Source organism: Francisella sp. SYW-2, from assembly GCF_008711475.1.
Classification (GTDB): domain Bacteria; phylum Pseudomonadota; class Gammaproteobacteria; order Francisellales; family Francisellaceae; genus Francisella; species Francisella salimarina.
Genome location: NZ_VXKO01000001.1, coordinates 128499 through 140289 on the forward strand (window position 1 = coordinate 128499; position 11791 = coordinate 140289).

An 11791-nucleotide genomic window follows, 5' to 3' on the forward strand; every position below is an offset into this window, starting at 1 on the left:
AAAGAATTAAATTATTTTTAGAGATAAATTATTTGAATAATTTTTTGAAGAAATTAGCTATTCTTGCAAATGGACAAGAAGACTCTTCAGAGTCTTTAGAGCAAGAATTATTATCAGTGTTTACTGAACTAGATTTTTTTTTTTGATCCATCATATCTTTAAGAACTGTTTGCAAGATACCGCCGTTCTTCAGATAATCAACATCAACATCTGCATCTAAACGAGCTAATGCTTCAAACGTTGTAGTATGAGCAGTCTTAGGATGTACAGCTTCAACAACAACAGTTTGACGAGGCTGAATATTATTCAAGTTTTTGATATTGAACATTTCAGTACCATCTAGACCAAGAGTCTTAGCACTTTGACCATCAAGATATTGAAGAGGTAACACACCCATACCTACAAGATTAGATCTATGAATTCTCTCATAGCTCTCAGCTATAACTGCTTTAACACCTAATAGGAAAGTACCTTTTGCAGCCCAGTCACGTGATGAGCCAGTACCATATTCTTTACCAGCCAAAATAACTAGAGGAATATCTTTCTCTTTATACTTCATAGCAGCGTCAAATACATACTGTTGAGAGCCATCAAGATGATACTTAGTATATCCTCCTTCTACGCCATCAAGAAGTAAGTTACGAATACGGATATTAGCAAATGTACCTCTCATCATAACTTCATGGTTACCACGACGAGAACCATAAGAGTTGAAATCTTTTTTCTCTACACCGTGAGACTTCAAATATTGTCCAGCAGGATACTCTTCTGGAATAGCTCCAGCAGGTGAAATATGGTCTGTAGTTACAGAGTCACCCAACATAAGTAGAGTTCTAGCACCTTTGATATCTAAGTCATCATTACCCTCTGCGAACTTCTCAAAGAAGCTTGGGCATTGGATATAAGTAGAAGAACTGTCAAACTCATAAAGCTTACCTTCAGGAGCATCAAGTTTCTTCCAATCTTCTGTACCATCAAGAACTGTAGCATATGCTTTTTCAAACATTGCAGAATTGATTACATCTGATTGGATTGCAGCAATTTCTTCTGTAGTAGGCCAAATATCTGCCAAGTATACAGCATTACCTTCCGCATCAGTTCCAATTGCATCTTCAACAGGATCAAAATCAACAGTACCAGCTAGAGCATAAGCAACCACATGGATAGGAGATGCTAGATAGTTTGCTTTAACATGAGGGTTAATACGACCTTCAAAATTACGGTTACCTGAACTTACAGAAGATACTACAAGATCAGCCTCATTGATTGCATCAACAACAGGCTCATCTAAAGGTCCTGAGTTACCAATACAAGTAGTACAACCATAACCTACTAAGTTGAAGCCTAAGTTTTCTAGCTCTGGCAATAAGTTAGCTTTCTCAAGATATTGAGTTACTACTTGAGATCCAGGTGCTAGAGATGTTTTAACAAAAGGCTTAACTTTAAGACCTTTCTCATTAGCTTTTTTAGCTAATAAACCAGCACCTAAAAGTAGTGATGGGTTTGATGTATTTGTACATGAAGTAATTGCAGCAATAGCAAGAGAACCATGAGTTATTTTCTCACCTAAACCTTTTACTTCTGCAGATTTCTTAAGTTGCTCTTCTGTCAAACCAAAACCATGTAGACCCTGCTCATGAACCAGAGCCTCTGCAAATGCTTTTTTCATATCATGGAAAGCAACTCTATCTTGTGGACGCTTAGGACCAGCAAGGTTAGACTCAATATCAGATAAGTTTATCTCTACAATACTAGAGTATTCAGGCTCTTCTGATGGATTCTCTCTAAATAGTAATTGCTCTTTATACATATCACGAGCTGCATCAACAAGCTCACTACGGTTTGTATTGTTAAAGAAGTCTAATGTTACTTCATCAACTGGGAAGAAACCTATCGTAGCACCGTACTCTGGAGCCATGTTAGCGATAGTAGCTCTATCTGGTAGAGATAAGCTCTCGAGGCCTTCTCCATAGTACTCAACAAACTTACCTACAACACCATGCTTTCTAAGTGCTTCTGTAATCTCAAGTACTAAGTCAGTTGCCGTTACACCAGTTTTTAACTTACCAGTTAGTTTAACACCAACCACATCTGGAAGTACCATGTAGTACGGCTGACCCAGCATTACAGCCTCAGCTTCGATACCACCTACACCCCAGCCTACTACACCAACACCATTGATCATGGTAGTATGAGAGTCTGTACCTACTAATGTGTCTGGATAAATTACATCTTCACCATCAATATTTTTAACTAGTGCTCCTTTTGCAAGGTACTCTAAGTTAACTTGGTGAATAATACCCATCCCAGGTGGTACTACAGTGAAATCATCAAATGCCTTTTGTGCCCACTTAAGTAGACTATATCTTTCGCCATTTCTTTCAAACTCTTTAGCCACGTTTTGTGCTAGAGCTGTTTTTGTACCATAGAAATCAACTTGTACAGAGTGGTCAATTACCATAGCTGTATCTACAAGAGGATTAATCTTATCAGCATCACCACCGGCGTCTTTGATAGCCTTTCTCATAGCAGCTAAATCAACAACCGCTGGTACACCTGTAAAGTCTTGCATCACCACTCTAGCTGGCATATGTGGAATTTCAGGTCTTGAGCTAGCTTTAGCGTCCCAATCTAAAACCTTATGCATATCATCTTCTTTTACTTTGTAGCCATCTATATTTCTTAGTTGGTTTTCAAGTAATACTCTGATAGAGTAAGGAAGACGAGTTACATCTTTACCAAGCTCTTGAGAAAGTTTCTTTAAGCTATACAGAGAGTATTTCTTTCCTTTTTCCTCTATCTGTAGCTTAGTGATATTTTTAATATCAGACATGCTTTAACCTCCGTAGATACTAATTAATTTTTGCATAACACGCGTATATTTTAACCTGTTAATGACTATTTGTATATAAAATATAATCTTTCAGCTATTTTGCATCACTTTAATAGTGAAATATCAAGCTTGCCTTTTTTGAAAGGTGGACACCATAAGTAGCTTGTCTCAATAATTTTTGAAAATTTAAATACTCCATCAACAATACCATCACTACCACCGAGCATATTGCCCATCTGTAAATTGAATGATCTAAATGATAATGCAAACGCAGAGAACATGAAGCCTCCATTTAGATTATCATCTGACCAAGGCATTGATCTTCTTAGTAACTCTGCTTCTGGATCAAAATTTTCTTTGGCAGATCTCTTAACATGAGCGAAGTCTTTCAAATCCTTAAATTGATGAGAATCATCCAAAGATCTACCAATACACTCTTCTTTCGCTGATTGGCTTGCACTATTTAACCAATCAAAGTCATGTAACCATTGCTGAAGAACCCAAAAGCTCGACCCCTCTAACTTGCCTTCTGGTATTACCGATGCTGGAACAACCTCTTCACCCTTAGGATTCTCAATACCATCTTCAAATCCTGATAAATCATACTTTCCATGATAGGTATAGCTAGAAACTATTTTTTCTACAGTAAAGAAATCTTGCAATGCTTTTCTGATGTTTAATGCGTTATGAAATAGCTCTCCTCGATCATCACCTCTTAACCAAAGTACCAAGTCATAACCATCATTATCAGACATTCTTTCATTATTGAATTTAGCTCTTTTGAAATTATCATCACCAGGAAGGTCAAACATTTGCAAAAGATCTTTACCAAATCCAGCAACCACACTCTTACCATCGACAAACTTTTGTAACACCTTCAATCCAAACTTGACATCATTATCTTTATTGATACTAAACATCATATATAAAGCAGATGATGGTAAACCCTCAGTAATTCCCAATTGATATTTAATTATTTCCATCTAACTTTCCCTTATAAAATTCTCTTTAATAGTTATAATATAAACAACTACTATAAAACTCCACAAACTAATGTTAAAAAAACAACTATCTTATTTCATAATTATAGGTATATTAGCATCAATAACTAACTTTGTTATTGTATGGTTGCTTGTTGAACTTGATATTTTCAAGCCTATGGTTGCAAATTTCTTTGCATTTCTTATTGCTTTTAATGTCAGCTATTTTGGACATAGATTTTTGACATTCTCCACAACAACTCAATCACATAAAAAGGCTGCCTCACAGTTTTTCATCAATGTAATGATTGGTTTAGCACTCAATGAAGGCATATATTACGTATTACTTCATCTTCTGCATATACAATATCTAATTGCACTGTTTATAACGATGGGGTTAGTCGCAGTATATACTTTTGTTGTTAGTAAATTCCTCATCTTCAAGGCATAAGATGTTTAATATAAACAAGCAAATAGGAATATACATACACTTTCCCTGGTGTGTCCGTAAATGCCCTTACTGTGATTTTAACTCTCATGCAATCAAAGATGATACATATCTTTCACAAGATTATTACAAAAAGCTAATTGCCGACTTTGATACTCATCTAGCTGATCTACAAGATAGAGAAGTTATAAGTATTTTTATAGGGGGTGGCACACCTTCACTTTTCAAAGCGGATTATCTTGGTAAAGTTTTACAACACATAAAAGATAATTCAAAGCTTAATCACAATTGTGAAATAACTCTAGAAATGAATCCTGGTACTGTCGAACGTGGCTCTATTTCAGAGTATGCAAATATTGGTATAAACCGTATCTCAGTTGGTGTACAAAGCTTTCAAAATGAAAAGCTGCAGTCATTGGGTAGAATCCATAATTGCGACAATGTTTATACAACTATTGAAGAGATTAAGAATTCAACAATTTCGAATTTTAATATTGATATCATGCATGGGCTTCCCAATCAAAGCTTTGAGGATGGTATTTTTGACATTTCTCAAGCAATTACAATGAAGCCAACTCATATATCTTGGTACCAACTAACTATAGAACCAAATACTCTTTTTGCAGCAAAGCCTCCAAAACTACCAGACGAAGAAACTTTAGAGCAAATTGAAATAACTGGTAAAAAACTACTCCAACAATCTGGGTACTATCAATATGAGATATCCGCTTATGCAAAAGATAATTTAAGATCTATTCATAACTCAAACTATTGGAATTTCGGCGACTATATAGGTATTGGTGCTGGAGCTCATAGCAAGATTACAAATCTTCAAACCAAAGAGATTAAAAGAACCTGGAAACATAAACATCCCAAAATATATTCACAAGCAAATAACTGTATAAAAGATTTTAATACTGTTGGTAAAAATGAACTAATATATGAGTTTATGTTAAATGCTTTAAGATTAAAAAATGGCTTTGGTATCAGCACTTTTGAGCAACAAACTTTTTTATCTAAGAATGAAATTATCCAAAGATTATCGCAAGGGGTAGAAAAAGGGTTACTAAGTTTTTCTAACAACAAGATCGAGCCAACAGACAAAGGTTATTTATTTCTAAATGATTGTATTAACCTTTTTATCTAATCATCATATCTAATCTGAGATAACTTACCACTAATTGCATCAACATACGCCTTAACTTCATGCTGGCTATTATCTACACATTCAATCTCATATACACCATTCTTACTTTCAACACTAGTAATAGTTTTACACCTATCACTAGGAACCGCCCTTATAGCTTCGCTCATATTGATTTCTTTTGAGCCTTTTTTTGGCAAGGGAACTTCACCTGTATTTGGATCTATGTATATATATTCTTCTTTACCGGCATTATTGATAACTTTCGCTTTATAAGCTCCATCATCGTATTCTATTTTGTTAATTCCATCATATCCCTTGGCATAAATATTAGAAATAACTTTATCCATAGGTATAGAATTAGTTGGTGGAATATCATCTGCGTACATAACTGACGTAGATATTACTATCAATAAAATCATCTTAAAAGCTATTAGAACTTTTCTCATTTTTTAACTTATTTTTTTTGAAAGATGACTTTAAATTACCATTACGAACTTATAATATCAATGGCATATAAAGCAGTAGCTACTGTCCTAAAACAGTACTGACATAATTATTCATTTGTTTACGAAGAAACTCTATTATCTTTGTTCTATTTCTAAGGTGCTTTGACACTATTACTGCCTGCATATCATAAAAAGTTTCCGTTGTAATACTGTCTATACTAATTATAGATGAATTTGATATTTTGGCATAGTTATCCAAAAGAACCCCTGCTCCTAAACCTTTATCAATAAGAGATACTTTATGGCCATCATCCTCAACCAAATACTTTATATTTTTAATCTGTTGATTTACAGATTTACCATCTACCGTAATATTTAAGCTAAATGAAGGCTGATCTCTACGCATAATGAAAGGAAGTTCAAAAACATTTAAAGGGTTTGATTTTAAATCGTACTTATCTAATAGCTCTTGGTTAACATAAATCTTAGATGGCAAATTTACTGAATCTATAGTTGCACAGACCATCCAATGATCTTGATCTATTTTATCCAAATCTTTAAACGCTATAAATGCTATATCATAGTTATTCAACTGATAAATATAACTATTTGCTTGAGATAAAAGATAGCTATCAAATGTAAAAGTATACTCATTCTTAGGGTCTACCTCATGGATAGCTGGAGAAATATAATTAACAAATGTTCTAGTGCCAAAAATTCTTATATATTTTAATTTATCAACACCTTTATATTTACTGGAAAGAATACTATTCTCTAAATCTATATATAACTTATGACACGATGCATAGTATTTTTTACCATATTTTGTTATTTCGACTTTATTGCTACCTGATTGAATTAATTTAACTCCTAGATAACTTTCCAACAGCTCTAACTTATTTCTAATAGTATTAACTTCGACCGAATAATAACTCTTTACCGCTGCATAAGATCCCAGCTCTACTAATGATATAAAATACCTTGTACCTTCTATTATATTTTTGTCTACAACTTCTTTGACTTGTCTACTCATAGATAGCTAATTTAATTAGATATACCTAATACACTATAGCTATGTTATCAATAATAAAAAATATTTTATAGATGCTATCGATATATTTACTTAAACAGCTCTCAATGCAGGTATTTTAAAAATTATTTCTAACAAAGTCACTATATTAGATTTGGAGATTTAAGGATAATTAAATCTAATAATATGCCTGCTCTAATTCCGTTTTTATAAGCAAAACTTTATCAAGAACTTCATTGATATGATTTGGGGCTATATAAAACTATCAAGCTAGCTAAGAATATTGATTTTAAAGATTTTTCGATACTTGTTAGAAATCATATTTGGTGCACCGAGCGAGATTTGAACTCGCACGTCCTTCGGACACCACCCCCTCAAGATGGCGTGTCTACCAATTCCACCACCGGTGCAATTAAACTTTACTTAGATGCTGCTTCTTTAATCGTAGAAGTTTTTGCAACCTCTTTTTGATATTGGTCATACTGACTGGCTATTGAGCTATCAGTGTTCGCAGTACTTACACTAGTCATTGTAGTGTGCGACTTTCCTAGGTATCCTAAAGTAAGACAACATACAAAAAATACCGCTGTAAAAAACACTGTCATTTTAAATAGAAATGAAGCTGCACCTTTACTACCAAAAACAGTATTAGATGCTCCACCACCGAAAGAAACACCCATATTAGCTCCTTTACCTTGTTGCAACAACACAAGTGCCACAATAGCAATAGCAGCGATAATATCTATAGTTAAAATTATTCCGTACATATTTTATTTGCTTGATTTATTATTTCGTTAAACTCAGAAGCTTTCAATGATGCTCCTCCAATCAAACCACCATCAACATCTGGTAGGCTTAATATATCTTTAGCATTTTCAGCTTTTAGGCTACCACCATACACTATTTTCATATTTTTAGCAAGATTTTCATCTACTTTGGCCACTAGCGAACGAATAAACTGATGTGTTTCTTGCACCTGTTCTAATGATGCTACAACTCCTGTACCTATAGCCCAAACTGGTTCATACGCTATTACAACCTTAGCAAGTTGCTCAATAGACAAATTTTCTAGTATTAGACTTAATTGTGTTGATAATACTCTTTCTAACCTTCCACCTTGTCTATCTTCTAGCGACTCACCTATACAAACAACTGGCACAACTGATGTATCTATAATCTTATTAACTTTTTTGAAAACATCTTGATCAGTCTCACCAAACAAAGATCTTCTTTCAGAATGTCCTATAAGTAGATAATTACATCCAATGTCATGAAGCATATCAGCTGATAGCTCTCCAGTATATGCACCATTATCATAAAAAGTAATATTTTGTAGACCTACTCCAATTTCTTTAGGAAGTTGTGCAAGCACCTCTTTGATATATACACTTGATGGAAACACAGCTACAGCGACTTTGTTACTATTGTACTCCGCTTGTGAAATACCTCTACAAAGCTCTTCTATGCTTGCAGAGTTACCATTCATCTTCCAATTGCCCATTACTAATTTTTGCATATCTATACCAACTTTTGTTTTACTTTTTCAACCAAATATTCTGCTTCTTTTGTAGCTAAATTCTTATTGTCTGCTTCGACCATAACTCTCAAAACAGGCTCAGTCCCTGAAGGTCTTAACAATACACGTCCACGATTACTCAAACGCTCTTCAACTTCTGCAACATCACTAGCTAGCTTAGCTAAATGATCAGATGTTACTTTAAAATTCAGTGGAACATTGATCATTGTTTGTTGCATCAACTCACCATCTAGCTTAAATGCCGATACTGGTTTATCATTTTGTGAAAAAATAGCTAGTAACTGTATAGCTGTGGACAAACCATCACCTGTAGTTCCAAAGTTTAGATTGATAACATGACCTGATGACTCACCACCTATCTTATAACCATGCTTAACTAAATCTTCTAAAACATATCTATCACCAACTTTAGAACGAATAAATGATATGTTATTTGACTTATAGTGATTTTCATAACTCATATTTGTCATCTGTGTACCTACTATACCAGCGGTACCTCCGCAAATATCACTATACTGCGCGATAATATTTAGTATTCCGTCACCATCAATCTCTTGAGCATTTTCATCAACGATAATAATTCTATCAGCATCTCCATCTAATGATATTCCTAAATCAGCATTATGCTCTTTTACAGCTTTTTGAATATTAGAAATACAAGTCGCTCCACAATCAACATTTATGTTTAACCCATCAGGATTAGATGCTATAGAAATGTAATCAATACCAAATCTATCAAGCAAAACTTCAAAATGCTTTGAGGCAGCTCCGTGTGCGCAATCGATAACAACCTTTCCTTTATACTTAACTAAAGAGCCAAATCTATCAAATAGATTTTCGATATACTCACGCATAAAACCATCAGCAACTTTATAACTACCAAATCTATATTCTGGTTGATAAATAAAGTCTGAATCTATTTTGGCTTCAATCTCTTCTTCTAACGCATCATCCAACTTAAAACCATCTGATGAAAAAAGTTTAACTCCGTTATCAGTAAATTTATTATGTGATGCAGTAATTACAAACCCAGCAGCTGCTTTATGCTTTACTGTTATGAATGCTACAACAGGCGTAGGAACCACTCCTAAATCAATAACATCAATCCCTGCTGCATTTAAACCTGAGACTAAGGCAAATTTTAAGAACTTTCCAGAGCTACGCGTATCTTGCCCAACAATAGCAATTTTAGGATAACCTTTATCAATTATGAATGTACCAACCGCATTCCCAAGTTTTTGCATAAACTCTGCCTGTATGACAGAATTACCAACCTCACCACGAATACCATCTGTACCAAAATACTTAGCCATAATCTTCCTTTAGTATTTTACCAACGACGAAACATCATACCCTTCAAGAACTTTTCTACCATTTAAGCCATCAAGCTCTATTACAAATATAAGGCCTGCAACATTTGCTTGAGTTTTCTCGATAAGCTGCACTGTGGCTTTTGCCGTACCACCAGTTGCCAATAAATCATCAACAACTAGCACACTATCTGACGGCTTAAAAGCATCTTTATGAATTTCTAAACTATCACTACCATACTCTAGCTCATAGCTTACACTATAAGTTTCTCTAGGAAGTTTGCCTGGCTTTCTAACAGGCACAAATCCTAAACCTAAGACTTCCGCAAGTGCAACCCCAAAAATAAAACCTCTACTTTCAGTACCTGCAATAATTGTTGGGTTTATACCCTTTGCTTTAAGTTCTTTAGCCATAGCCAAAGCAGTTATCTTCAGACCTTCATGATCCGCTAGCAATGGAGTAATATCTCTAAAAATTATACCCGGCTTTGGAAAATCAGGCACGGCTACAATTCTATCTTTTATAAAATCTAAACTCATGGAAATATAATACCTTTAGAATAAGTTTGAATAGAATAATTAAACTTGTAAAAGAATTCTATTAGGATCTTCAAGCAATTCTTTGATCATCTTTAAAAATCTTACAGATGTTCCACCATCAATAATTCTATGATCATAAGATAATGCCAAGTACATGATTGGACGTATTTTGATCTCACCATTAACTACCATAGGTCTTTCGACAATGTTATGCATACCTAAGATTGCACTCTGTGGTGAGTTAATGATTGGTGTAGATAGCATAGATCCATAGGTACCACCATTAGTAATAGTAAACGTACCGCCTTGCATATCTTCTAAGCTTAACTTGCCATCACGACCTTTAATTGCTTTATCAAGCACATCAGCCTCTAGCTCCGCTAAGGATTTACTGTCAGTATCTCTTAAAACTGGTACTACTAAACCTCTATCTGTACCAACAGCAATACCGATATCAAAGAAGTTATGATAAACAATTTCATCACCATCAATTGAAGCATTAACATCCGGAAACTTCTTAAGAGCTTCAGTCGCAGCTTTTATAAAGAATGACATAAATCCAAGCTTAGTATCATGCTCTTTGGCAAACATGTCTTTATATTTTTTTCTAAGCTCCATAACTGCTGTCATATCCACTTCATTAAAAGTAGTCAAAATCGCATTAGTATGTTGAACTTCAACTAACCTGTTTGCAATTGTTTGACGCAGACGAGTCATTTTAACTCTTTTTTCATATCTTGGACCTTGATTAGCAACTACAGTTGGCTGTTGTGGTTTACTACTAGATGCTGCCTTTTTAACATCTTCAGATGTTATACGTCCCTTTTTACCAGTACCTTCGATACTAGCGGCAGATTCTAATCCACTTGAATTAAATGCCTTACGCGCAGAAGGAACTAGATGCGGATCATTACCTGTGCTATCAGCTTGAGATTTCACTTCTTCTTTGGCTACTGTAGCAACAGCTGCACCTTCTGAAATTTTTGCAATTAATTCTGATGAAAGAACTGTTTCACCAGCAGGTTTCAATATTTTAGACAATACACCATTTGATGTCGCTGGAACTTCCATAACTACTTTATCAGTCTCTATCTCAGCTAAAATATCACCTTCGGCAACAGCTTCACCTTCTTGCTTATGCCACTCAGAAACTGTACCATCTGCAACAGACTCTGGGAAAACAGGCGCTTTAACATCGATCTCCTTGCCTGATGATTGTGCAGCCTGAGCTGTTTCTTCAGTAGCAACCACTTCTTGAGCAGAGTCAGCAGCTACAGCATCTGTATCAATACTTGCTAAAGATTCTTCAGAAAGCACAGTATCTCCTTCATGCTTTTTAATGCCTTTAAGGACTCCGCTCGCTGTCGCTGGAACTTCCATAACTACTTTATCAGTTTCAATTTCAGCGATAATATCACCTTCTTCAACAAAGTCGCCTTCATTCTTATTCCATTGAGCTAATGTGCCATCTGCAACGGACTCCGGAAACATAGGTACTTTTAATTCAACCATTTCTTACT

At 34.8% G+C, this 11791-nt stretch carries 11 protein-coding genes and 1 tRNA gene; 2 read left to right on the forward strand and 10 right to left on the reverse strand.

The features are described 5' to 3' along the window. Positions 1–28: 28 nt before the first annotated feature. Both acnA and F3D57_RS00630 read right to left on the reverse strand, forming a co-directional pair. The gene (gene acnA, locus F3D57_RS00625) at positions 29–2833 is read right to left on the reverse strand and encodes an aconitate hydratase AcnA (protein ID WP_146420884.1); all 2805 of its coding nucleotides are present in this window, start codon (positions 2831–2833) and stop codon (positions 29–31) included. A gap of 104 nt (positions 2834–2937) precedes the next feature. After that, the gene (locus tag F3D57_RS00630) at positions 2938–3816 is read right to left on the reverse strand and encodes a Dyp-type peroxidase (RefSeq protein ID WP_150464851.1); all 879 of its coding nucleotides are present in this window, start codon (positions 3814–3816) and stop codon (positions 2938–2940) included. A 70-nt stretch (positions 3817–3886) separates the two neighbouring features. Here F3D57_RS00630 and F3D57_RS00635 point away from each other — a divergent pair, with 70 nt between their 5' ends. Both F3D57_RS00635 and hemW read left to right on the forward strand, forming a co-directional pair. Beyond that, complete coding sequence (locus F3D57_RS00635) at positions 3887–4264, forward strand: GtrA family protein (RefSeq protein WP_150464852.1); 378 nt, start codon at positions 3887–3889, stop codon at positions 4262–4264. Between the two features lies 1 nt (position 4265). Further along, the gene (gene hemW, locus F3D57_RS00640) at positions 4266–5408 is read left to right on the forward strand and encodes a radical SAM family heme chaperone HemW (RefSeq protein ID WP_150464853.1); all 1143 of its coding nucleotides are present in this window, start codon (positions 4266–4268) and stop codon (positions 5406–5408) included. On the opposite strand, the gene F3D57_RS00645 is transcribed toward hemW, so the two are convergent. The 8 genes from F3D57_RS00645 to odhB all read right to left on the reverse strand — a co-directional run bounded on the left by F3D57_RS00645 (position 5405) and on the right by odhB (position 11783). Further along, the gene (locus F3D57_RS00645) at positions 5405–5854 is read right to left on the reverse strand and encodes a PepSY domain-containing protein (protein ID WP_150464854.1); all 450 of its coding nucleotides are present in this window, start codon (positions 5852–5854) and stop codon (positions 5405–5407) included. The two genes, hemW and F3D57_RS00645, sit on opposite strands and share 4 nt — an antisense overlap. Before the next feature lie 79 nt (positions 5855–5933). Next, positions 5934–6887: a LysR family transcriptional regulator gene (locus tag F3D57_RS00650; RefSeq protein WP_150464855.1), complete on the reverse strand. Its 954-nt coding sequence runs from the start codon at positions 6885–6887 to the stop codon at positions 5934–5936. Positions 6888–7208: 321 nt separating this feature from the next. Beyond that, a tRNA-Leu gene (locus tag F3D57_RS00655) sits at positions 7209–7294 on the reverse strand. Positions 7295–7303: 9 nt separating this feature from the next. Next, complete coding sequence (gene secG, locus F3D57_RS00660) at positions 7304–7651, reverse strand: preprotein translocase subunit SecG (protein WP_150464856.1); 348 nt, start codon at positions 7649–7651, stop codon at positions 7304–7306. Further along, positions 7639–8400, reverse strand: coding sequence for a triose-phosphate isomerase (gene tpiA / locus F3D57_RS00665; protein ID WP_150464857.1), 762 nt, complete (start codon positions 8398–8400; stop codon positions 7639–7641). Before tpiA ends, secG begins: the two co-directional genes overlap by 13 nt. A gap of 2 nt (positions 8401–8402) precedes the next feature. Further along, positions 8403–9734 carry a phosphoglucosamine mutase gene (gene glmM, locus F3D57_RS00670; protein ID WP_149368858.1) on the reverse strand — a complete coding sequence of 444 codons (1332 nt, stop codon included), beginning with the start codon at positions 9732–9734 and terminating at the stop codon, positions 8403–8405. Between the two features lie 9 nt (positions 9735–9743). Beyond that, complete coding sequence (locus F3D57_RS00675) at positions 9744–10271, reverse strand: adenine phosphoribosyltransferase (protein WP_150464858.1); 528 nt, start codon at positions 10269–10271, stop codon at positions 9744–9746. Positions 10272–10310: 39 nt separating this feature from the next. After that, complete coding sequence (gene odhB / locus F3D57_RS00680) at positions 10311–11783, reverse strand: 2-oxoglutarate dehydrogenase complex dihydrolipoyllysine-residue succinyltransferase (protein ID WP_150464859.1); 1473 nt, start codon at positions 11781–11783, stop codon at positions 10311–10313. Positions 11784–11791 lie beyond the last annotated feature (8 nt).

Excerpts from the sequence above, each read along its gene's own strand:
- acnA (WP_146420884.1), bottom strand. The coding sequence starts at position 2,833 with ATGTCTGATATTAAAAATATCACTAAGCTACAGATAGAGGAAAAAGGA.
- F3D57_RS00630 (WP_150464851.1), bottom strand. The coding sequence starts at position 3,816 with ATGGAAATAATTAAATATCAATTGGGAATTACTGAGGGTTTACCATCA.
- F3D57_RS00635 (WP_150464852.1), top strand. The coding sequence starts at position 3,887 with ATGTTAAAAAAACAACTATCTTATTTCATAATTATAGGTATATTAGCA.
- hemW (WP_150464853.1), top strand. The coding sequence starts at position 4,266 with ATGTTTAATATAAACAAGCAAATAGGAATATACATACACTTTCCCTGG.
- F3D57_RS00645 (WP_150464854.1), bottom strand. The coding sequence starts at position 5,854 with ATGAGAAAAGTTCTAATAGCTTTTAAGATGATTTTATTGATAGTAATA.
- F3D57_RS00650 (WP_150464855.1), bottom strand. The coding sequence starts at position 6,887 with ATGAGTAGACAAGTCAAAGAAGTTGTAGACAAAAATATAATAGAAGGT.
- secG (WP_150464856.1), bottom strand. The coding sequence starts at position 7,651 with ATGTACGGAATAATTTTAACTATAGATATTATCGCTGCTATTGCTATT.
- tpiA (WP_150464857.1), bottom strand. The coding sequence starts at position 8,400 with ATGCAAAAATTAGTAATGGGCAATTGGAAGATGAATGGTAACTCTGCA.
- glmM (WP_149368858.1), bottom strand. The coding sequence starts at position 9,734 with ATGGCTAAGTATTTTGGTACAGATGGTATTCGTGGTGAGGTTGGTAAT.
- F3D57_RS00675 (WP_150464858.1), bottom strand. The coding sequence starts at position 10,271 with ATGAGTTTAGATTTTATAAAAGATAGAATTGTAGCCGTGCCTGATTTT.
- odhB (WP_150464859.1), bottom strand. The coding sequence starts at position 11,783 with ATGGTTGAATTAAAAGTACCTATGTTTCCGGAGTCCGTTGCAGATGGC.